The 22,686-nt window shown below is 35.1% G+C and carries 15 protein-coding genes, 1 tRNA gene and 2 pseudogenes; 14 read left to right on the forward strand and 4 right to left on the reverse strand.

What is annotated here, in order from left to right; all coding sequences use genetic code 11:
* Positions 1-33 precede the first annotated feature (33 nt).
* The gene (locus EAL04_RS00470; RefSeq protein WP_120972499.1) at positions 34-576 is read right to left on the reverse strand and encodes a nucleoside phosphorylase-I family protein; all 543 of its coding nucleotides are present in this window, start codon (positions 574-576) and stop codon (positions 34-36) included.
* 148 nt (positions 577-724) lie between these two features.
* Here EAL04_RS00470 and dnaA point away from each other — a divergent pair, with 148 nt between their 5' ends.
* Positions 725-2,092, forward strand: a complete 1,368-nt coding sequence (gene dnaA, locus EAL04_RS00475) for a chromosomal replication initiator protein DnaA (RefSeq protein ID WP_120972501.1) — start codon at positions 725-727, stop codon at positions 2,090-2,092.
* A gap of 228 nt (positions 2,093-2,320) precedes the next feature.
* Positions 2,321-3,763, forward strand: a complete 1,443-nt coding sequence (locus tag EAL04_RS00480; protein ID WP_120972504.1) for a competence protein — start codon at positions 2,321-2,323, stop codon at positions 3,761-3,763.
* A 2-nt stretch (positions 3,764-3,765) separates the two neighbouring features.
* Here the strand turns inward: EAL04_RS00480 and EAL04_RS00485 are convergent.
* Positions 3,766-3,841, reverse strand: a tRNA-Phe gene (locus tag EAL04_RS00485).
* Between the two features lie 101 nt (positions 3,842-3,942).
* Here EAL04_RS00485 and EAL04_RS00490 point away from each other — a divergent pair.
* The gene (locus tag EAL04_RS00490) at positions 3,943-4,695 is read left to right on the forward strand and encodes an exodeoxyribonuclease III (RefSeq protein WP_079369063.1); all 753 of its coding nucleotides are present in this window, start codon (positions 3,943-3,945) and stop codon (positions 4,693-4,695) included.
* On the opposite strand, the gene EAL04_RS00495 is transcribed toward EAL04_RS00490, so the two are convergent.
* Together EAL04_RS00495 and EAL04_RS00500 are read right to left on the reverse strand one after the other, a co-directional pair.
* The gene (locus tag EAL04_RS00495; protein WP_033595115.1) at positions 4,692-5,327 is read right to left on the reverse strand and encodes an outer membrane protein; all 636 of its coding nucleotides are present in this window, start codon (positions 5,325-5,327) and stop codon (positions 4,692-4,694) included. The genes EAL04_RS00490 and EAL04_RS00495 overlap by 4 nt on opposite strands.
* A 3-nt stretch (positions 5,328-5,330) precedes the next feature.
* Complete coding sequence (locus EAL04_RS00500) at positions 5,331-5,669, reverse strand: hypothetical protein (RefSeq protein ID WP_120972506.1); 339 nt, start codon at positions 5,667-5,669, stop codon at positions 5,331-5,333.
* An 81-nt stretch (positions 5,670-5,750) separates the two neighbouring features.
* Here EAL04_RS00500 and recG point away from each other — a divergent pair, with 81 nt between their 5' ends.
* The 11 genes and pseudogenes from recG to EAL04_RS00545 all read left to right on the forward strand — a co-directional run bounded on the left by recG (position 5,751) and on the right by EAL04_RS00545 (position 22,676).
* A complete protein-coding gene (recG, locus tag EAL04_RS00505; protein ID WP_120972508.1) occupies positions 5,751-7,622 on the forward strand; it encodes an ATP-dependent DNA helicase RecG in 1,872 nt (623 codons plus the stop codon).
* Between the two features lie 50 nt (positions 7,623-7,672).
* A complete protein-coding gene (locus EAL04_RS00510) occupies positions 7,673-9,124 on the forward strand; it encodes a site-specific DNA-methyltransferase (RefSeq protein WP_341352195.1) in 1,452 nt (483 codons plus the stop codon).
* Positions 9,121-9,708: a site-specific DNA-methyltransferase gene (locus tag EAL04_RS08235; RefSeq protein ID WP_341352196.1), complete on the forward strand. Its 588-nt coding sequence runs from the start codon at positions 9,121-9,123 to the stop codon at positions 9,706-9,708. The genes EAL04_RS00510 and EAL04_RS08235 overlap by 4 nt, the downstream gene beginning before the upstream one ends.
* A gap of 2 nt (positions 9,709-9,710) precedes the next feature.
* A complete protein-coding gene (locus tag EAL04_RS00515) occupies positions 9,711-12,623 on the forward strand; it encodes a type III restriction-modification system endonuclease (protein ID WP_120972509.1) in 2,913 nt (970 codons plus the stop codon).
* Positions 12,624-12,756: 133 nt separating this feature from the next.
* Positions 12,757-14,919 (forward strand): ATP-binding protein, encoded by a 2,163-nt coding sequence (locus tag EAL04_RS00520; RefSeq protein WP_120972511.1) that lies wholly within the window; start codon positions 12,757-12,759, stop codon positions 14,917-14,919.
* A 125-nt stretch (positions 14,920-15,044) separates the two neighbouring features.
* Positions 15,045-15,332: a DUF7149 domain-containing protein gene (locus EAL04_RS00525; RefSeq protein ID WP_000617886.1), complete on the forward strand. Its 288-nt coding sequence runs from the start codon at positions 15,045-15,047 to the stop codon at positions 15,330-15,332.
* A 1-nt stretch (position 15,333) separates the two neighbouring features.
* Entirely contained in the window at positions 15,334-19,203 is a 3,870-nt protein-coding gene (locus tag EAL04_RS00530) for a type IIG restriction enzyme/methyltransferase (RefSeq protein ID WP_120972514.1), read from the forward strand.
* A 328-nt stretch (positions 19,204-19,531) separates the two neighbouring features.
* A complete protein-coding gene (locus tag EAL04_RS08185; RefSeq protein WP_276205504.1) occupies positions 19,532-19,663 on the forward strand; it encodes a hypothetical protein in 132 nt (43 codons plus the stop codon).
* Positions 19,626-21,254: pseudogene (locus tag EAL04_RS00535) on the forward strand (RNA-directed DNA polymerase). Before EAL04_RS08185 ends, EAL04_RS00535 begins: the two are co-directional and overlap by 38 nt.
* A gap of 225 nt (positions 21,255-21,479) precedes the next feature.
* Positions 21,480-21,917 (forward strand): Panacea domain-containing protein, encoded by a 438-nt coding sequence (locus EAL04_RS00540; RefSeq protein WP_120972516.1) that lies wholly within the window; start codon positions 21,480-21,482, stop codon positions 21,915-21,917.
* Positions 21,907-22,676: pseudogene (locus EAL04_RS00545) on the forward strand (hypothetical protein). Before EAL04_RS00540 ends, EAL04_RS00545 begins: the two are co-directional and overlap by 11 nt.
* Positions 22,677-22,686 lie beyond the last annotated feature (10 nt).

The raw sequence follows: 22,686 nt of genomic DNA on the forward strand, positions 1-22,686 counted from the left end.
TAATTTAAAATGCTCCATGATACCCCATGATAGCTAAACTATCAAACTATCAATGATGTTTTCTAAAATCTGTTTGACTTTGGCATGGTTTTCTTTAAATTCTTTATACGCGTTAATCCCCACATGATTACTCACGCAAAAAATCCCTTTAGCCTTCAAAGAAAACGCCTTAGCCACGCTTAAGACGCTAAAAAACTCCATGTTTTCTAACAAAACGCCATTTTGAGCCATTTTTTTAGCAAACATTTCATTGGTGTGGATATAGTTACTGCTATTCACGCCCACCCTTTCAAACAGAGCTTCTTCTTTAGTTTCTATGTGAATGGAATTGTCCAAAGGCGTGTAGCTGTTTAAATGGCTAAAACTCTCTTCAATTTGATAGCCTTGAACGCTTTCAAACACGCTCAAAAGCTCCGTTTCTGGGCTATAACTCCCCGCGCTCCCTATAAAAATAAGGCTTTCTGTATCAGGGTTCTTTAAACACATTCTCGTTAAATTAATCGTGCTCTCTATCAAGCCCACGCCAATAGGCACCGCCCCTTTTAAAGTTTCATTCCTTCCCGCGCAAAGCAGCATGAAAATCCTTTTCATCCATTAGCTTATTATAAAGCAAGCATTATAGACAAACCCTTAAAAGAAACACCTTAATTTTAAGGCTTCATTCACATTTCATTCACATGCTATTCCTTTTTCATTCACCACTTATTCACGCTATAATAACGCCATGGATACCAACAACAATATTGAAAAAGAAATCTTGGCACTAGTCAAACAAAAAGTTAGCCTCATAGAGTATGAAAATTACTTTAGCCAACTCAAATACAACCCTAATGCGAGCAAGAGCGATATTGCCTTTTTTTATGCCCCCAACCAAGTCTTATGCACCACGATTACGGCTAAATACGGCGCGTTGCTTAAAGAAATTTTAAGCCAGAATAAAGTCGGCATGCATTTAGCCCATAGCGTGGATGTGCGTATTGAAGTAGCGCCTAAAATCCAGGTTAATGCCCAATCTAATATCAATTACAAAGCGGTAAAAACGAGCGTCAAAGACTCTTACACTTTTGAAAATTTTGTCGTAGGCTCATGCAACAACACCGTTTATGAAATCGCTAAAAAAGTCGCCCAAAGCGATACGCCCCCTTATAACCCGGTGCTTTTTTATGGCGGCACAGGGTTAGGCAAAACGCACATTTTAAACGCTATCGGTAACCATGCCCTAGAAAAGCATAAAAAAGTCGTGTTAGTCACTTCAGAAGATTTTTTGACAGACTTTTTAAAGCATTTAGACAACAAAACCATGGATTCTTTTAAAAAAAAATACCGCCATTGCGACTTTTTCTTGTTAGATGACGCCCAATTTTTGCAAGGAAAACCCAAGCTAGAAGAAGAATTTTTCCACACCTTTAACGAATTGCACGCCAACAGCAAACAAATCGTATTGATTTCAGACCGATCGCCTAAAAACATCGCCGGCTTAGAAGATCGCTTAAAATCGCGCTTTGAATGGGGGATAACCGCCAAAGTCATGCCCCCTGATTTAGAAACCAAACTTTCCATTGTCAAACAAAAATGCCAGCTCAATAAAATCACTTTGCCTGAAGAGGTGATGGAATACATCGCCCAACACATCAGCGACAATATCCGCCAAATGGAAGGCGCGATCATTAAAATCAGCGTGAACGCGAGCTTAATGAACGCTTCCATTGATTTGAATCTCGCTAAAACCGTTTTAGAAGATTTGCAAAAAGATCATGCTGAAGGCTCAAGCTTGGAAAATATCTTACTCGCTGTCGCGCAAAGCTTGAATCTCAAATCCAGCGAAATCAAAGTCTCTTCGCGCCAAAAAAATGTCGCTCTGGCGAGAAAATTAGTCGTGTATTTCGCCAGGCTTTATACCCCTAACCCCACGCTTTCGCTCGCTCAATTTTTGGATTTAAAGGATCATTCAAGCATTTCTAAAATGTATTCTGGCGTTAAAAAAATGCTTGAAGAAGAAAAAAGCCCTTTTATTTTAAGCCTTAGAGAAGAAATCAAAAACCGCTTGAACGAATTGAACGACAAAAAAACCGCTTTCAAATTGAGTGAATAAAAAAAGGCTTATCAAAAAGCGTTTCATTCACTTTTTTTCAAATCCCACAACCCCCCTAAAAACGCGCATCCCTGAAACTTTTTAATTTTTCATTCCATCCATTCACGCCCCTACTACTGTTACTAATTATTATTAATTAAAGTGTTACCTATCTATAACCTATTTATGACTTTTAATAAACCTTTTTTTAAGATATAATCCAAAAATCTAAAATAAAAAGGAATAAGCATGAAAAAATCCCTTTGTCTGTCTTTCTTTCTGACTTTCTCCAACCCTCTTCAAGCCCTTGTAATCGAGCTTTTAGAAGAGATCAAAACTTCGCCGCATAAAGGCACTTTTAAGGCTAAAGTCCTTGATTCTAAAGAACCAAAACAAGTTTTAGGCGTTTATAATATCTCCCCACACAAAAAACTCACGCTCACTATCACCCACATATCCACTGCAATTGTCTATCAACCCCTTGATGAAAAACTTTCTTCAGAAACGACCTTAAGCCCTAACCGCCCTACTATCCCTAGAAACACCCAAATCGTTTTTTCTTCAAAGGAATTGAAAGAATCGCACTCAAACCCAATACCTTCTTTAAACGCGCCCATGCAAAAGCCACAAAATAAACCCAGCTCATCGCAACAATCCCCTCAAAACTTTTCTTACCCAGAGTCCAAACTAGGCTCTAAAAATTCTAAAAACAGCCTTTTACAGCCTTTAGTAACTCCTAGCAAAATAAACCCCACTAACGAAGTTAAAACGCCAACAAACGACACTAATCCCCCTTTAAAGCATTCTTCACAAGATCAAGAAAACAACCTTTTTGTAGCGCCACCCACCGAAAAAACGCTCCCTAACAGCACTTCTAACGCTGATGCGAGTGAAAACAATGAAAGCAACGAAAATAATAGGGACAATGTGGAAAAACAAGCCATTAGAGATCCTAATATTAAAGAATTTGCGTGCGGGAAGTGGGTTTATGATGATGAAAATTTACAAGCCTATCGCCCAAGCATTTTAAAACGCGTTGATGAAGACAAACAAACTGCGACAGATATTACCCCTTGCGATTACAGCACCGCTGAAAATAAAAGCGGTAAGATCATTACCCCTTATACTAAAATCTCTGTTCATAAAACAGAGCCTTTAGAAGAGCCGCAAACTTTTGAAGCTAAAAACAATTTCGCCATTCTCCAAGCCAGAAGCTCTACAGAAAAGTGTAAAAGGGCTAGAGCAAGAAAAGACGGCACGACTAGACAATGCTATCTGATAGAAGAGCCTTTAAAACAAGCATGGGAGAGCGAGTATGAAATCACCACGCAATTAGTAAAAGCCGTATATGAACGCCCCAAACAAGACGATCAAATAGAGCCGACTTTTTATGAAACCAGCGAATTGGCTTATTCTTCCACACGAAAAAGCGAAATAACGCGCAATGAATTGAATTTGAATGAAAAATTCATGGAATTTGTGGAAGTGTATGAGGGGCATTATTTAAACGATATAGTCAAAGAGAGCAGCGAATACAAAGAATGGGTTAAAAACCATGTGCGCTTTAAAGAAGGGGTGTGCATGGCTTTAGAAATAGAAGAGCAGCCACGAGCCAAAAGCACGCCTTTGAGTATTGAAAACTCTCGTGTTGTGTGTGTCAAAAAGGGGAATTATTTATTCAACGAAGTTTAAAATGGTGGCTTGAGGCGGAATCGAACCACCGACACGAAGATTTTCAGTCTTCTGCTCTACCGACTGAGCTATCAAGCCAAGCAAAAAACAATTATTACATAAAAAAGGTAAAATAAAGCTTAATTTTTAAAAAAATGACTAAAAAGATATAATTCACTCAAAATCAAACAAGGATTAAAATGAAATTGATTTCATGGAATGTGAACGGGTTAAGGGCTTGCATGACTAAGGGCTTTATGGATTTTTTTAATAGCGTTGATGCGGATGTTTTTTGCATTCAAGAATCTAAAATGCAGCAAGAACAAAACACCTTTGAATTTAAAGGGTATTTTGATTTTTGGAATTGCGCGATTAAAAAGGGCTATTCTGGGGTGGTAACTTTCACTAAAAAAGAGCCTTTAAGCGTGAGCTATGGTATTAATATAGAAGAGCATGACAAAGAAGGGCGCGTGGTAACTTGCGAATTTGAGTCGTTTTATTTGGTGAATGTTTATACCCCTAATTCCCAACAAGCCCTATCCAGGCTTAGTTACCGCATGAGTTGGGAAGTGGAATTTAAGAAATTTTTAAAAGCTTTAGAATTAAAAAAACCGGTCATTGTGTGCGGGGATTTGAATGTGGCCCACAATGAAATTGATTTAGAAAACCCCAAAACCAACCGAAAAAACGCCGGCTTTAGCGATGAAGAGAGAGAAAAATTCAACGAGCTTTTGAACGCCGGTTTCATTGACACTTTCCGTTATTTTTACCCCAACAAAGAAAAGGCTTATACCTGGTGGAGTTACATGCAACAAGCAAGGGATAAAGACATTGGTTGGCGCATTGATTATTTTCTATGCTCTAATCCTTTAAAAACGCGCTTAAAAGACGCTTTAATCTATAAAGACATTTTAGGGAGCGATCATTGCCCGGTAGGGTTGGAATTAGTTTAAAGGTAGAAAGTGTGCGAAATAAAGACAGAAAAAAGCCTCACAAAGGGTGAGTCGTATTCAAAAGCGAAAGGCCATTTGATCCCCACTTCAATACTAGCGTCATGGTGGAATAGCACGGTTTGGAATTTAAACCCCACTAAACCCAACATCCTGAAATTTGAAGTTTTGAGCGAAAACCCTTGAATGCTGCGCCAATCGTCAATGATGAAATTCGCGCTGTGTTTGGAAATCGTCCATGTGTTTTCGGCAACTTGCATGCCATAGAAGAGGGAAAAAACATACAAGGGGTTTTTATTGTATTCCATGATCAAATCCCCTCCAAAGCCGTAAGTGAACATGTTCGCTTGAGCGCCCGTTCTTTTATTAAGAATGACATTCCCGTAATCCATAAAAAAGTAATAGCGCGAATAAAACCAGTAATTAGTGGGGTTAATCTCCCAGCCTAAAGAAAAGCTCGCCCCTTCAATCGTGCGTTTGAGATCGTTGTATTTTTTCATGATCATTTTCCCCACCTGGTATTGAGAAGCCACATAAAAACGGCTTTTAGCTTGCGTAAGGGTAGGGCTTAAAAAACAAACACTTAAAAATAAAGGGGTTACTTTTTTAAATAAATCCTTTGAAAAAAATTTCACACTTTAATACTTCCTGTTGAGCGGAGAATTGAGATTGTCTTGGTGGTTAGTGGCTCGTTGCAAAACGTTATTCGTTCTTTTTTGCGAAGGATCAGCGTTTTCTTCATTATTGATTTCATCAATTTTATTTTCGTTATTGATCAAATCATTCACTTCTTTGGTGACTTTTTCATCTTCTTCTTCATGTTCAATTTTTTTTATATCTTTATTAGGTTGATTGTTTTGAGTGGTTTTAGTGTTATTTTGGTGCGATTGGGACGATTTTTTAACCTCATCTTTGCACGCGCTCAACAGGCTTAAAACAAAAGAGATAGCGATAAAATGAGTGATTTTAGATTTCATCAATTAAATTTCCTTAAGTCAATGTATAATTTGATTATCTTATCATAAAAATGATTAAGGATTGGCTAGGGTAAGAACAAATTGCAAGAAACAGATGACTTATTAAAAACATTGAATGTGAAATCGCTTTTAGAAGCCTTGCTTGTTTATACGCCAAAAGGCTATAAAGATTTGAATTTATTAGAGCGTTTTGAAATGGGCTTGAGCGGCGTTTTAGAAGTGGGTATTTTAGAGAAAAGAAACTACGCCAAAGTTTTAAAGATTTTTGCCTATTCCAAACGATTTTACAAAAATTTAGAGCTTGTTTTTTTCAATTACAGCGCGTTCCATTACAGCCAGTTTAAAACCGGCGAGAGTTTATTCATTTATGGTAAATTAGAGCAAAGCTCTTTTAATCAAGCTTATATCATTAACACGCCTAAAATCCTTACCGAATTTGGCAAGATTTCTTTAATTTTTAAAAAAGTTAAAAATCATAAAAAAATACAAGAAAATTTACAAAAACTCATTTCTTTAGAAAATTTAAAAAAGGAAGGCGTTAAAGAGAATATCGCGCATTTATTGTTAGAAATCTTTTTCCCCACGCCGCATTTTGTCAAGGATTTTGAAACGAATAAAAATTTTCCTTCGCAACATTTAAATGCACTAAAATACATTGAAATGTTTTTTTATATGAAAAATTTAGAGCGCAAGAAATTACAATTCAACGCTAAAATCGCATGCCCTGATAACAGCGAACGCTTGGATAATTTTATCGCTTCTTTACCCTTTAAGCTCACGCGCGATCAACAAAACGCCATTAAAGAAATCCAAAGCGATCTCACTAGCCCCATAGCGTGCAAGCGTTTGATTATAGGCGATGTGGGGTGCGGGAAAACGATGGTGATTTTAGCGAGCATGGTATTAGCCTACCCTAATAAAACCCTTTTAATGGCGCCCACTTCCATTCTCGCTAAACAGCTTTATAACGAAGCCTTAAAATTTTTACCCCCTTATTTTGAAGTGGAATTATTGCTTGGCGGGAGCCATAGAAAGCGTTCTAATTGTTTGTTTGAAAAAATCACGCATGTGGTTATAGGCACGCAAGCGTTGTTGTTTGATAAGCGCGATTTAGATGAATTTGCTTTAGTGATCACTGATGAACAGCATAGATTTGGCACCAAGCAGCGCTACCAATTAGAAAAAATGGCAAGCAGTAAGGGCAATAAACCCCATTCTTTGCAATTTTCCGCTACCCCCATTCCTCGCACTCTGGCTTTAGCCAAAAGCGCGTTTGTGAAAACGACCATGATTAGAGAAATCCCTTACCCTAAAGAAATTGAAACTCTAGTCTTGCATAAAAGAGATTTTAAAATAGTGATGGAAAAAATTAGCGAAGAAATCGCTAAAAACCACCAAGTCATTGTCGTTTATCCGCTTGTGAATGAGAGCGAAAAAATCCCGTATTTATCGCTCAGTGAGGGGGCGAGTTTCTGGCAAAAACGCTTTAAAAACGTTTATACCACTTCAGGGCAAGATAAAAATAAAGAAGAAGTGATTGAAGAATTTAGAGAGTTTGGGAGCATTCTTTTAGCGACCACGCTCATTGAGGTGGGCATTTCTTTACCACGATTGAGCGTGATGGTGATTTTAGCGCCCGAAAGGTTAGGCTTAGCGACTTTGCACCAGTTAAGGGGGCGCGTGTCTCGTAACGGCTTGAAAGGCTATTGTTTTTTATGTACGATCCAAGAAGAAAACGAACGATTAGAAAAGTTTGCTGATGAATTGGACGGCTTTAAAATCGCTGAATTGGATTTAGAATACAGAAAAAGCGGGGATTTACTTCAGGGCGGAGAGCAGAGCGGGAATAGTTTTGAATACATTGACTTAGCCAAAGATGAAAATATTATCGCTGAAGTGAAACAGGATTTTTTAAAGGCCGCTAGCGTTTCACGGGGAACATTTGAAAATTGAAAATTAAGGTGGAATTGGGTAATTTAAATCATTTAAAATAAAGGATAGAGATGCAAAATAAAGAAATGGATCAAGAAAAAAGCGTTAATGAAAAAAATGTAGAGGTTTTTAATCGTTATTTTCCCGGTTGCTTGAGTATGGAAAATGACAACCAACTCACGCTGGATACAAGAAAATTAAAAGCGTTACTAGGGGATTTTAGCGAGATAAAAGAAGAGGGCTATGGGTTGGATTTTGTGGGTAAGAAAATCGCCTTAAATCAAGCTTTTAAGAAAAATCATAAGATTTTAAAGCCCTTAAACGAATCCACGAGCAAGCACGTTCTCATCAAGGGCGATAATTTAGACGCTCTCAAAATCTTAAGACAAAGCTATAGTGAAAAAATCAAAATGATTTACATTGATCCGCCTTACAACACGAAAAACAATAGTTTTATCTATGGCGATGATTTCTCGCAATCCAATGAAGAGGTTTTAAAACAATTGGATTATTCTAAAGAAAAGCTGGATTATATCAAGAATCTTTTTGGGTCAAAATGCCATAGCGGGTGGCTTAGTTTCATGTATCCCAGATTGCTGCTCGCTAGAGATTTGCTCAAACAAGACGGCGTGATTTTCATCAGCATTGACGATAACGAGTGCGCCCAACTCAAACTTTTATGCGATGAAATTTTTGGGGAGGGGAATTTTTGTGGAAATATGATATGGCTTAAAGGTAATGCTCAAAATGATGCGCAATATTTTCAAAACAATTATGAAAATATTCTTGCTTATGCAAAACATATTGAAGCGCTCAGTCTTAATCGCATGGCTTCAAAAAAAGAAGTCAAAGTATTTTGTGAAAATGATAAATACTATTATGAAGGGGCTGGGCTTTCTATGGGGGGTGGTGATGGTGGAAGTTTAGAAAATCGTCCTAATCTTGGTTATACATTTTATTATAACCCTCTAACAAAAAATATTAAACCTATTATGGATTATGATAGAGAAGATGCCAAAAAACACACAGATATTTACAAGGATAATATAGATTTAATTGAAAAGGGTTATATCCCTATAAGACCCCCAAAAATGGGTGTTGGAAATGGGTGTTGGAAATGGGCGTTGGAAAAAAGCCTCAATGAGTTAGATAGAATTTTGATTAAAAAAGGTAAAAATGGTTATAGTGTTTTAAGGAAAGAATGGGTAAATAAAAAGCAAGTCAAACAAAATGAAAACGGCGAATTTTATGCTATTTTAGACAAGTCATCGCCCGCAAGAAATGTGATAGAAAATATCGGCGGTGGTAATGGGACAAAAGAAGTTAATGATCTTTTTAATCAAAAGGTTTTCAATAACCCAAAACCTCTAAAACTCATCAACCGACTGATTGAATTATCCACAAACGAGGGCGATACCATCTTAGATTTTTTCGCCGGGAGCGGGACAACTGCACATGCGGTGTTAGAGAGTAATAAGAGCGATTATCAAAAATTAAGTGATGGGGGTTATTTAATGGCTTGAACGCCGCATTTAAAGAGAGGCGCTTCATTCTCGTCCAGTTAGATGAAAAAATTGATCCCAAGAAAGACAAAAGCACGCATGATTTTTGTTTGAACACCTTAAAATCTGAATCCCCAAGCATTTTTGACATCACCGAAGAAAGGATTAAAAGAGCGGGGGCTAAAATCAAAGAAGCTTGCCCCAATTTAGATGTGGGGTTTAGAGCGTTTGAAATCATTGATGATGGAACGCATGTTAATGATAAAAATCTCAGTCAAGCCCATCAAAAGGATTTGTTCGCTTATTCTAACCCTGACAAAATGGAAACTCAAACGATTTTAATCAAGCTTTTAGGCTGCGAGGGTTTGGAGCTAACCACCCCTATAATTTGCTTGATTGAAAACGCCTTGTATCTGGCTGAAAATACGGCTTTCATTGTGGGGGATATAGAAATGAGTGAGGTTTTAGAAAACTTGAAAGATAAAGGGGTGGAAAAAATCAGCATGTATATGCCCGCTATCAGTAACGACAGGCTGTGTTTGGAATTGGGCAGTAATTTGTTTGATTTGAAATTAGAGAGCGGCGATTTAAAGATTAGGGGGTAGAGGTGAAAATCAAATTCAAACGATTGGATTATCAGGAGCAATGCCGGGACCAAATTTTAGGGGTGTTTAAAGGAATTGATTTGAGAGAGCCAGAAAATGACGCTCAAAGGATTGCTAACCCTGTTTTTGAAATAGGGGCGATCAAAGATGTTTTATTAGAAAATATTGAGGATTTACGATCGAAACAAAAAATAACCCAAGGAAGCGTGGGGATTGAGAAGTCGTTAAACTGCGATATTTTAATGGAAACAGGCACCGGGAAGACCTTTTGCTTTTTGGAATGCGTTTATGCCTTGCACAAAAACTACCATTTGTCAAAATTTATCGTTTTAGTGCCAAGCAACGCCATTAAATTAGGGGTTTTAAAGAGCGTTGAAATCACCAGAGAATTTTTTAAAAGCGAGTATTCTAACACGCATTTAGAAAGCTATGAAGATGCAGAAAGATTCATTTTAGCGAGCAACCATAAATGCTGCGTGTTGGTGATGACTGATGCTGCCTTTAATAAAGAGAAAAACACTATCAATCAATCATGCTTAGAAAACACGAATTTATTCAATGGCGCAAAAAGTTACATGCAAGCTTTAGCGAGTATGCGCCCTATCGTAATCATGGACGAACCGCACCGATTTTTAGGCGATAAAACAAAAAAATATTTGGAACAATTAAACGCTTTAATCACGCTCAGGTTTGGGGCGACTTTTAAAGATGATTATAATAATTTGATTTATGCGCTAGACAGCAAAAAAGCGTTTGATTGTGCCCTAGTGAAAAGCATTAGCGTGGCGTCTGTGGGGGAGAGTGATGAGTGTTTTTTAGAGCTTAAAGAGGCTAACAAAAAACAAAATGAAGCGACGATCAATTACACGAATTTAGAAAATAAAACTCAAAGCGTCAAAGTCAAAACGCATGATAATTTAGGCGTGCTAACTCATATCAGCGCTTTAGAAGATTACATTGTAGAAAACATCACTAAAAAAGAGGTGCGTTTTCTCAATGGCGTTAATTTGTTGCTGGATCAAAAAGAGCCTTTTTCTTATTTTGTAGAGGGCGAGCAAGAAGTGATGCTGAAAGAGGCAATAAAAAGCCATTTTGAAAGAGAAGAAGGGCTTTTTAAAAAGGGGATTAAAGCCTTGTGCATGGTGTTTATTAGTGGGGTGAATAGCTATTTAAGCGAAAATGAACAGCCGGCCAAATTAGCCCTTTTATTTGAAAAACTTTACCAACAAGAGCTTGAAGAAGTCTTAAAAAAGCCTTCTTTAGATGAAAATTATAGAGCGTATTTAGAGCGCACCAAAGATGATATTAAAAAAGTGCATGGAGGGTATTTCGCTAAAAGCAAGAAAGAGGGCGATGAAGCTCAAGCGATCGAACTCATTTTAAAAGAAAAAGAAAAATTGCTGAGTTTTGATTCCGATCTCAGGTTTATTTTTTCGCAATGGGCGTTGCAAGAGGGGTGGGATAACCCTAATGTGATGACGATTTGCAAATTAGCCCCCAGCCATTCTAATATCACTAAATTGCAACAAATCGGTAGGGGGCTAAGGCTCGCTGTAAATGATAAGGGCGAACGCATCACTAAAGAGCATGCCGATTTTGATTTTGTCAATGAATTAGTCGTGATCGTGCCGCAAGTGGAGGGGGATTTTGTGGGAGCGATCCAGCAAGAGATAAGCGAACACAGCTTGATCAAACAAGCATTCAGTGGGGAAGAGCTAGAAAAAAGCGGCATGGTTAAAAAAGGGTATTACGGGGCTTTATTTGAAAAGTTGGAGAGTTTGGGTTTTGGAGAAAGAACAGATGATGAAAATTTTAAACTCACCCTCAATCAAAACGAATTTTTAAAAAAAGAGCCGGAACTAGAAACATTAAAAGATGAAAAATACTTGGATTTTGAAAAATTAAAAGATTTTTTAAAAGATCGCTTGATTGGAAATTCTAGAGTTAGGAACAAAAACGAGCGAAAAACTGAAAAAATCAAAATTAATAAAGAAAATTTTAAAAAATTTGAAACCTTATGGGCGGGTTTGAATCATCAAGCCCGGATCGCTTATGCTATGGATAGCGAGAGTTTGATTGATGAGATTGTTAAAAAAATCAATTCTTCTTTTAAGGTCAGTTCAAAAAGCGTTTCGGTTACGATGCATAAAAAAGTAGAAACTATGGGGAATAACGCCAAGACAGAGACTTTTGAGCGAGAAAGCGCATGCGTGTGGAGTCTGCATGAATTTATCAGCACCTTGTCCAATAAAGTGAAATTGAGTTTCAAAAGCGTGGCTAAAGTGTTAGAAAACATTGATGAAAACAAGTTTAATGAAATTAAAAAAAACGAACAAGAGGGCTTAAAGCGCTTAGAAGATCTGTTTTTAGAAATCATTTATCAAAATATTGAAGATAAAATTTCCTATCAAATGCGCGAAACGACCATTAAAAACAGAAAAAACGATGCGTTTTATGATGAAAAGGGAGAGATTAGAGAGTTTTTAGACGGGAGTTTGGGGGCGGATAAATATGAGATTAAAAATTCAAGTGCGCGAGAAAAATGCCTGTATGAAAATTTCATGCAAGTGGATAGCGAGATTGAAAAAGACACGATTGAAGAATCTAACGACACTAAAATCATTGTTTTTGGCAAGCTCCCTAGGGTTAAAATCCCAATAGGGTTAAATCAAACTTATAGCCCTGATTTTGGGTATGTGGTTGAAAATAACGATAAAAAAGTGTTGTTAGTGGTAGAAACTAAGGGGGTTGATAAAAAAAGCGAATTACGCCCTGAAGAAGAGCGGAAAATTTCAACCGCTAAGAAATTTTTTGAAGCTTTAAAAAAGCAAGGCGTGAATATTGAATACGAAACCAAGTTAAATAAAGATCAATTGAGCGCGTTGATCAATGAAGTTTTAAATCGTAAAGGTTAGGGTTAATAAGCTCAATTACTCTAATGTTTCACATGGAACAATTTCAATTTGAATCAATTTAAACTTAATCTTTAAAAAGATCTTATTAAAATGAATACGATAAGGTTTGATTAAATTTACTAAGGAGTAGTCAATGGGGTTAAAAATTATCAATATAGAGAATTGTTATGGGATAGGAAAGATACAAAAAACATCTTTAGATTTTTCAAAATCAAACAGCTATCTTTTATATGCTCAAAATGGGGTTTTTAAAACTTCATTTGCAAAAAGCCTGACCGATTTGATAAATAACGAAATGCCAAAAGATAATTTTTATCCTAATCGTAAAAGTAAAATAGAGATTGAATTTAATGGTGAGAAAATATTAAAAGAAAATGTTGCTGTTTTTCATTCTTATGATGAAGAATTTAGCTCTGAAGACAGCGTTACAACTTTTATGGCAAAATCAGATCTCAAACAACGATATGATAATATTCTTTCAGAATTAGAAAAAGAAAAGAAGGCACTTTTAAAAAGTCTTAGAGGTATTGCAAGCGGTTTTGATTGTGAAGAAGAAATAATTAAAAATGAAAAAAATAAAAATTTTTATGAAATTTTAGATAATCATTTGACTGAAATAGAAAACAGCGAAAAACACTATTCTTTTGAATATCGTGATATATTTGATAGATCAAAAAAAGTAAAAGATTTTGTCAATGAGCATCGTGATTTGATTGAGCAGTATTTTAACAAATATCAAGAATTATTGTCTCAATCTGAGATTTTTAAACATATGGATGGTGGGGATTTTGGAACAAACCATGCTGATGATCTTAAAAAAGCTTTAGAAAATAACAGGTTTTTTAAAGCTAACCATAGTTTAAAAATTGCTAGAGAGGAAATTACGAATTATCAAAAATTGTCAGATATTTTTGAAAATGAAAAAAATAGAATTTTAAATAATGAGGAGCTTAAAGAGAGCTTTGATAAGATTGAAAAAGTCATAAATGCTAATAAGGAACTTAAAGCCTTTAAAGATGTTATCAATAAGGATAATACATTATTGACAGAACTTTTAGATTATGATTCTTTTAGAAAAAAGGTGTTGTTTAGCTATCTTAAACAAGTTATTCAAAATATTAAAAGTTTGGTTAATCTTTATAGAGAGAAAAAGCCTAAAATAGAAGAAATTATAAAACAAGCTAACAAAGACCAGAAAGAATGGGAATCTGTCATTGAAATTTTTAATCAAAGATTTCTTGTTCCCTTTAAAGTGGAGCTTCAAAATCAAAAAGATATTTTATTGAATAAAGACACCGCGCAATTTAGATTTATATTTTCTGATAACAATCAGGATATGAATGTTCAAAAAGAAGATTTGCAAAAACATTTAAGCGGAGGAGAAAAGAGAGCGTTATATATCTTACAAATCTTGTTTGAAATTGAGGCTAGAAAAAGAAGCGACGAAGTCCAACTTTTAGTTTTTGATGATATTTCAGACTCTTTTGATTATAGAAATAAATATGCAATTATTGAGTATCTTAAGGATTTGCAAGAATACAGACAATTTAAATTGCTTGTGATGACGCATAATTTTGATTTTTATCGCACCCTAGCAAGCCGTTTGGATATTCCTAGAGAACAGATTAAAATGATCCGTAAAAATGATGCCAGAGAAATAATTTTTGAAAATGGTGGGTATTTGAAGAGTTTTATTAAATGTATTAGAGACTCAGAAAAAGATAAAGACTTTTTCACACTGATACCTTTTGTGAGGAATTTGATTGAATACACAAGCTCTCAAGCAGACAAAGACAGCAATTATATAACACTTACAAATTGCTTGCACATGAAAAAAGATACAAAAACTATTCCCATTCAAGATATTTCAAAGATTTTTGATAGCGTTTTTGGCAAAGAGCGAAAAAAGAAAAAAATTGAAGAAGATAACTCAAAATTATACTTTCAAGCAATTTATGATATTGCAGAAGAAATTTATAACGATAAAGATTGTAATCATATTGAATTACAAAATAAGATTATTCTTTCAATGGCGATCAGATTAAAAGCTGAAGAATGGATGTTAAATAAACTAAATAAACTAAATCAAGAATTCAAATCGGAGAAAAATCAAACAAGGGAGTTATATGATGCCACCAAAAAAGAACTATCTGATGATGAAAAAAGGGTTATACAAAAGGTTTTAATGATTACTCCTGAAAATATCCACATTAACTCTTTCATGTTCGAACCCATTTTAGACACACCCCTTGATCATTTATATGCATGTTTGGAGGAAGTCAAAAATTTAAATTAAACAAGGATTATCAACAAACTGATTATTCTAATGTTTCACATGGAACAATTTCAAAGAAAAGCGTTTTATTTAAAATTCATGGCGCTTTTGTTATAATCGTTTTTATCCAATTTTAAAGGCGTTTTATGATTCGTTTCACTCGCATTTTACTCAAAGATTTTATTAAAAAATACAATCCCCCAACACCCACAAAAGAAACCATAGAAAATTTTGAAAAAGAAATAAACAGCTTATTAGAAAACGCGCCAAGACAAGATGATGAAGAATTTCAAAAAAATGAAATCAATAAGTTTTTAGGCAAAATCTCAAGCATTAAAGAGCGTTACGCTCATAAAAGCGCGGTGTTAAAAAACGCTTTTATAAACAATGATAAACTTTTAAAGCATGTGTTTTTAAGCGATGTAAGGAATTAACATGGATTATAAAAAATTAGATTTACCCAACACAAACTACCCAAATCAAGAGCAACTGAAAGCTTTTGAAACCGCTTTTAACGCCTTTTTAGAAACCAATCAACAAGAAAATGAAAATCACCACAACGACGCTTTTAATGATTTATTGAAAGGCGTTTTTAAATACAAGGTTAAGCCCACCAAAAAAATAGACAGCGCTATTCTTAATGAAAATAACAAAGTGGAGGTGATCATTGAATTTAAAGCCCTTAAAAACCCCAACGAATTTATTAAAAAGGGCGATTTGAATGTTAAAGCCTTTCATGAAAGCCTTTTGTATTATCTCACAGAAAGAAAAGAGGGTAATAACAACCTTAAGCATCTTATCTTAGCCACTATTAAAGAGCTTTATATCATTGATGCGGACGAATTTGAGGTTTTTAATAAAGATAAAGAAATTCAAAAAGCCTTTGAAAATTGCCATGATAAAAAGGGTAACGATCCACGCACAAAAGCGTTTTATGACGCTTGCCAAAAGCGCCTTAATGAGCTTGATCGTTCTTTGAAATACCACCATATTCCTCTCAAAAAAGAAAATTTAGCCCTAATCTATCAAGCCCTAAGCCCTAATTTTTTGCTCAAAATTCCAAAATATTCTGACGCTAACACGCTTAACAAAGATTTTTATGAAGAATTGCTTTACATTTTAGGGTTAGAAGAGCAAAATGATAAAGGGAAAATTTTAATCAAGCCCAGCCGCACCCAAAACTCCCTAAGCGGTGCTTTAAAAGGTTCATACAATAATTTAGACGATGAAGAAGTCATGGCGTTACTCATCGCTTGGAATAACCGCATCTTGTTTTTACGGCTTTTAGAAAGCCTTTTAATTTCTTTCAAGCATTTTGAAAAATCTTTCTTAACCACAGAAAACTTTACAGATTTCAACGCCCTAAACACCCTCTTTTTTGAAGTCCTAGCCAAGAAAAACAGCGAGCGTTTACCAGAAATTAAACAAGACAAGATTTTAGAAAAAATCCCTTATTTGAATTCCAGTTTGTTTGATAAAACGCCTTTGGAATTAAAGGGGTATGAAATCAAGCTTTTAGACAATAAAAAGCTAGAAATCTATAAAAATTCCGTTCTCAAAAAAGACAACCCAAAACAAGAGCCTTTACCCTTGCTAAAATACCTTTTTGCATTTTTGCGCGTTTATGATTTCACCACCACCCCTAAAGACATTAAAGATAACCAAAATAAGAGCGAAAGCCGTTTGATTAACCCTAGCGTTTTGGGGCTTGTTTTTGAAAAACTCAACGGCTATAAAGAGGGGAGCTTTTATACCCCAAGCTTCATCACAAGCTACATGTGCAAAGAGAGTATCACGCCCATCGTGTTGGATAAATTCAACGCCACTTATCAGTGGAACTGCGAAAATCTAAAAGCGTTGCGAGAAAAAATAGACAGAAATTTTTCAAATGAAAAAGCTAAAGAATACCTAAACACGCTTTTAACTTTACGCGTTTGCGATCCGGCGGTGGGGAGCGGGCATTTTCTAGTCTCTGCGCTCAATGAAATGGTGTTAATTGCTTATGAGCTAGGGCTTATTGCTTCCTTGTATCGCTATGATCTTAAATTAGAAAACGATGAAATCATCATTCACACGCCAGAGGATAAAGTCTTTAAATACACCATACCGCATAGCGAAAACGACCCCCACCACCAAATCCAAAAAGAACTTTTTGAGCTTAAAAAAGACATCATTGAAAACTGCCTTTTTGGCGTGGATATTAACCCCAATTCATGCGAAATCACCAAGCTCAGGCTATGGATAGAGCTTTTAAAATACAGCTATTATATTTTTGAAAAGGGCAAGAACACTAACAATCTTGAAACCCTCCCCAACATTGACATTAACATCAAGTGCGGTAATTCGCTCATTTCTAGGTTTGCCCTCAAAGATAAAGCCTTATTAAAAACCGAAAAAAATAAAAATCTAGAATACTACATCGCTGAATATAAAGAACTCGTTAAAATCTACAAAGACCCTAAAATCTTAGAAACCCTAACGCACCCCATAAAAGACTCTCACGCTGTTAGAAAATACGCTAAAGAACGCCTTTATCAAGAATTAGCACAAAACCCTAACAAAGATTTTAAAAAGGCTCTCAATGATAGGATAGAGAAAATTAAAGAAGCTTTTAAACTCACTTTAGAACCCCCTCCAAAAGAATTAAAATTTAAAAAATTTTTAAAAGAGCATTTAGAACTCTATGGCAAGAGTATCTTAGAGGAGGCAAACGATAACGGCTTAGAATTGGAAGCCCTAGCATTAGAAAAGAAAATGGCGCATGAAGGCCTTTTTCATGATTATACACCCTACCCCAAACTAGACAAAACGGATAAAGTAGTAGGGCTAGAACATTTTAACCGCTATGTCCTAACATCTTATAAAGATTTACAAGATGAAAACGAACGCTACGCTAACGCTCTTGAATGGCGCTTTGAATTCCCTGAAGTTTTAGACGATGAGGGGAATTTTTTAGGCTTTGATTGCATCATAGGCAACCCGCCTTATATCCGCCAAGAACACATCAAAGACTTAAAGCCTTTATTACAAAAGCAATACCAGGATTTCTATAACAGCTCAAGCGACATTTACACCTACTTTTTTGCCCTGGCTTACCACCTTTTAAAAGAAAAGGGGTTTAACGCTTTCATCACTTCCAACAAATACGCGCGAGCCAAATACGGCGCCAAATTGAGAGAATTATTACTCAAAAAAACCACGATTACTAGCTACATGGAACTAAACGCCTTAAAAGTCTTTGAGAGTGCCACAGTGGATACAAGTATTATCAGTTTCATCAAGCAAGCGCCCCTTAAAGAGAGCGTTTTTAATTATTACGAACCCACCGAAAACAATAAGGAAAATTTGAAAAGCACCCCCCACCTCTCCATGAAACAAAACGCGCTTTCAACAGAAAGCTTTATTTTTGCCAACGCCACGCTTTTGGATTTGAGGGACAAAATAGAGAGTGTTGGCACCCCGCTTAAAGACTGGGACATTCAAATCAATTATGGGATAAAAACCGGCGCTAACGAAGCCTTCATCATTCCCACTGAAAAAAGAGACGAAATCTTAAAGAACTGCGACGATGTGCAAAAAGATGAAAGGGGAATGAGCGAAAGAGAAAGGACAATTGAGCTTATCAAACCCATTTTAAGAGGGAAAGACATTAAAAGGTATTCTTATGAGTGGGCGGGGGAGTGGGTGATTAACACCCATAACGGCTACACTTCTGCCCCAAAATCTAAAATCCCACCCATTGATATAGAAGAATACCCCGCAATTAAAGCGCATTTAGACGCTCATTACGACGCTATTGCAACACGATGCGATCAAGGAGACACCCCCTATCACTTAAGGAACTGCGCGTATTTAGAGGATTTTGAAAAAGAGAAAATTGTGTATGGCGAAATCGTTCAAGAGCCACGATTTTATTTAGATAATGGAGAATGCGAATTAGGGTATTTTTATGCAGAAGCCACGAGCTTCATTCTCACAGGAGAACATTTGCGCTATCTTTTAGGAATGTTACATTCTAAATTGATCACTTTTGCTTTCAAAACTTTCTATGCTGGCGGAGGACTAGGTGAGAGTGGCTATCGCTATAAAAAGGCTTTTATAGAACGGCTTCCCATTCCTAAAATCACCGAAAAAAACCAAGAATTAGCCGATAAAATCACCGCTTTAGTGGAGCAAATCCTACAATCAAAAGAAAAAGACCCTAAAGCCAACACCCAAGAATTAGAACAAGAAATTGACGCTTTAGTCTATCAGCTCTACCACCTCACCGATGAAGAAATCAAAATCATTGAAAACGGGCAGTGAATAAAAAGCGATTCACCTTAAAGGAAACCCCTTAAATAGGGGAAACCTTTGGTTTTAATGGGTTTTTTTAACAACGATTTTAACCCTATACTTAAAAAAAGGTATTTTTAAGTATAATATAACCAAAGGCTTTTTACCATGTTTTTTGGACATAGTAATCCTTTGAAGGTAATTTACCCCCTAATCTCTAGCGAAAAACTAGGGGGTGAGTGTTATTTTATCCTAACCCTATAAAAACAAACAAGAACAATCAAGTGCGATTTAAAGATTAAAAAAGCTTTTTCTAACGCATGGCTTTGGACTAAAACCATAAATAGTAGGGATCGTAATGTTTAAAGCAAACGCCTTAAAAACTAAAAAATACCATCAACTTGCTTTTGAATCTGTATATTGGCAACAGGAAAACTTTCAAAAAGAGGGTAATGTTAATGAAAAAAGTGAAAGAAAAGACTTATTTTGAATGTCTTGATGAGATTTCTCAAAATAAACTTTTTAAGGGATTGTTAGGATATGGGATGTTTGTAGAAAGGATTCCTAATTTTCTGACATCAAAGCCTTTTTACAGATATTGCAAGAATAATGAAAATAAGATATTCCCCAAACGCAAGATGGGGTATCAGCATATTACTTACGAGAGAATAAGAGATATTGGAACACCAAGATATTTTGCTATCCCTAATCCTTTGGCTTATTACAATCAATGCAAAATTCTACGGGATAATTGGGATAAACTAAAGGAGTATTTTAAAGAAAAGACAGATGGCAATACCCATAAGATCAGCCGCATCCACATTCAAAAAATTCCTAAAAATAAAAAATTTTTCAAAACGATTATTCTAAAGATAGAGTTGCTATGAGAAAAAGTATTTTTGATATGGGTCATAAAGATATTTTTTGTGAGGGGAAATTAGGGAGGAGTATTCGTATTGGTGCGAGATACAAGCTAAAGGCTGATATATCCACTTGTTTCCCAAGCATTTATACGCATTCAATTCCTTGGGCAATAAGTGGTAAAGAAATTGCTAAAAAAGACAAAAATCATTGGAGCGATGAGATTGATACCCAAACAAGAAACATGAATCATAAGGAAACTATGGGGATTCTTATTGGACCGCATAGTTCTAATTTGATTTCAGAAATTATTTTAGTCGCCGTTGATAGGGATTTAAAAAATTTAAGAAAAGAGCAAAATAAAACAGAATATAGATATATTAGGCACATTGATGATTATACTTGCTATGTGAATTCAAGAGATGAGGCAGAACAATTTACAATCGATCTCGCAAAGTGTCTTAAAAAATATAGCCTTTCACTCAACCACAAAAAAACAAAAATTTTTGAACTCCCCTTAACGTATGAAGAAGAATGGATCAATCAGTTAAAAATTTTTAAAATGGATGAGTATAAAGGGAAAATTAAATACCCTAGCGTTGTTGCTTTTTTAGATAAATCTATTGCATTGATAAAACAAAATGATAATAAGGCTTCCATTTTAAAATATGCTATAAAAATGCTCAACAAAAAGAAGATGACAGATAACGCAAGAGAATATTATTTTAGCACCTTGCACCATTTAGCTTTGCTCTATCCTTATTTAATCCCTTGTATTGAAGAAGTGTTTGATAACAATAACTATTCGATCCAAACCAATCAAATTCAAGAAATTTCTAATGATATATTTAAAGCAGGGTCAAAAAACAATAATCATGAAGCTTGTTCTTATGCGTTGTATTTCTCTCTAAAATATGATTTTGAGATGGAAAAAACTTGCCATAGTATGGCCCTTGAAAGTAATGATTGTATTTTTATGCTTTTAGGATATTTAAGGGCAAGAAAAGATTCAGAGAGTTCTGCGATTGATGAATATTTAAAAAGAGCTGAAACGATGATTAAGTCAGAAGATGGAACATATATATTAGATGATGAATTTTGGCTTTTTGCATATGAAGTATTGAGAGTTGAAAACGAAAATGCATTAAAAAATTGCAATGGTTGGAGTGAATTGTCAAAAAAAAGGGATTTCATTCATCAAAAAAGAATTTCAAAAATAAATTAAAAAAGTTACTGAATTCCCTTAATATGGGAAATAGTTCACTAGTTGAACCATCAAGCGATTTTTGCTATTTTGAAAGGCTAAATATCCATTGAAAAAACTTGAATTATTTCTCTAGAATTAGCTTTAAGAAATTCAAGAAATTAAAATCATTGGAAAAGAAATGGTTAGAAAAGTTAACAATATTTAGTTAAAATTAGCAAAAACTAACTAGGAGGTATTAATGGTCAATACTTTGGAACTAGCAAAATATATTCTTAAGCATTCAAACAAAGAATTGAGTAACTTAGAATTACAAAAAACTTTGTATTTCACAGAGCTTGATTATATCAAAAAGTTTGACAAACACCTAGTTTCTGATGATTTTGAAGCTTGGAAATACGGGCCTGTTGCAAGAGAGGTGTATTATGAATACCGCAATTATGGTGCCAATTCCATTGACAAACCCAAAGAAGAAACTCTCTCACAAAATCTTAGAAAAGATGAACTTGAAACCATCAACCACTCCATAGAAAAATGCAACGAAAAATCCTATTGGGACTTAGCGAAAGAGAGTCATAAAGAAGATGGTGCTTGGCATAAAAGCTTCAAAGAAGACAGAAAAGAAATTATTAGCAAAGATTTGATCAAACAAGAAGCAAAGCAAACAAATGGAAACTAAAGAAGAAGATAAAGATAAAAAGCTAGAAGAAATGATTGTATTGCTGTGCGAAAAGGGGGATTTGTCTAGCCAAACAGATCAAATCATCAAAGATCTCAAAGAAATCTATGAAGGAGAATACAGGCATAAATACTCAAAAATTACAACTACTATTTTAAATTCCACAAGGGATAAAGAGCAAGCCTTTATGACGCTCGCACAAAATATAAGGACACTCAAAGAGATTCAAGATAATAAAGAAGTTGAAAACATTAAACCAAAATTAGAAAAGCTTTATGATCACATGAATTTAGAGTGTATCAGACTGCAAGATTTTGATGAGAAAATGAGTAGAGTTAAAGATGTTTCTAATAAGCTAGAAGATGATCTAAATAAAAACTATAAAAAATTAAGCGAAGAATTGAATAAACAACAAACACAATACATAACCATTTTAGGTATTTTTGCTTCTATTGTTTTAACATTTGTTGCGGGATTAGCGTTTTCCACTTCTGTTTTATCAAATATTGATAAAGCGAACGCCTATCGCTTGGTTTTTGTTATGGCTTTTATAGCTTTATTTTTTTGGGAATATTTTGTATCTGCTTTTTTCTTTTTTATCAAAAATATCCTTGTCAAAAGAGAAAAAAGATAAACAAGAAAATTTTTGCAAAAACCCCATGTTTTTGGTTTAATCTAATAGTTACAATTCTATTTGTGATTGGTTTTTGTGGAGAATTGCATATAATACAGAGATTAGTTTCTATATACAAGGCTTAGTTTCTAAATA

Source organism: Helicobacter pylori, assembly GCF_003638305.1.
In the GTDB taxonomy this organism is placed as follows: domain Bacteria; phylum Campylobacterota; class Campylobacteria; order Campylobacterales; family Helicobacteraceae; genus Helicobacter; species Helicobacter pylori_DJ.

Bases quoted from the DNA above. Each gene is read 5' to 3' on its own strand.
- dnaA (WP_120972501.1), top strand. From the start codon at position 725: ATGGATACCAACAACAATATTGAAAAAGAAATCTTGGCACTAGTCAAA.
- EAL04_RS00510 (WP_341352195.1), top strand. From the start codon at position 7,673: ATGCAAAATAAAGAAATGGATCAAGAAAAAAGCGTTAATGAAAAAAAT.
- EAL04_RS00490 (WP_079369063.1), top strand. From the start codon at position 3,943: ATGAAATTGATTTCATGGAATGTGAACGGGTTAAGGGCTTGCATGACT.
- EAL04_RS00480 (WP_120972504.1), top strand. From the start codon at position 2,321: ATGAAAAAATCCCTTTGTCTGTCTTTCTTTCTGACTTTCTCCAACCCT.
- EAL04_RS00540 (WP_120972516.1), top strand. From the start codon at position 21,480: ATGGTCAATACTTTGGAACTAGCAAAATATATTCTTAAGCATTCAAAC.
- EAL04_RS00520 (WP_120972511.1), top strand. From the start codon at position 12,757: ATGGGGTTAAAAATTATCAATATAGAGAATTGTTATGGGATAGGAAAG.
- EAL04_RS00470 (WP_120972499.1), bottom strand. From the start codon at position 576: ATGCTGCTTTGCGCGGGAAGGAATGAAACTTTAAAAGGGGCGGTGCCT.
- EAL04_RS08185 (WP_276205504.1), top strand. From the start codon at position 19,532: ATGTTTAAAGCAAACGCCTTAAAAACTAAAAAATACCATCAACTTGCT.
- EAL04_RS00525 (WP_000617886.1), top strand. From the start codon at position 15,045: ATGATTCGTTTCACTCGCATTTTACTCAAAGATTTTATTAAAAAATAC.
- EAL04_RS00530 (WP_120972514.1), top strand. From the start codon at position 15,334: ATGGATTATAAAAAATTAGATTTACCCAACACAAACTACCCAAATCAA.
- EAL04_RS00500 (WP_120972506.1), bottom strand. From the start codon at position 5,669: ATGAAATCTAAAATCACTCATTTTATCGCTATCTCTTTTGTTTTAAGC.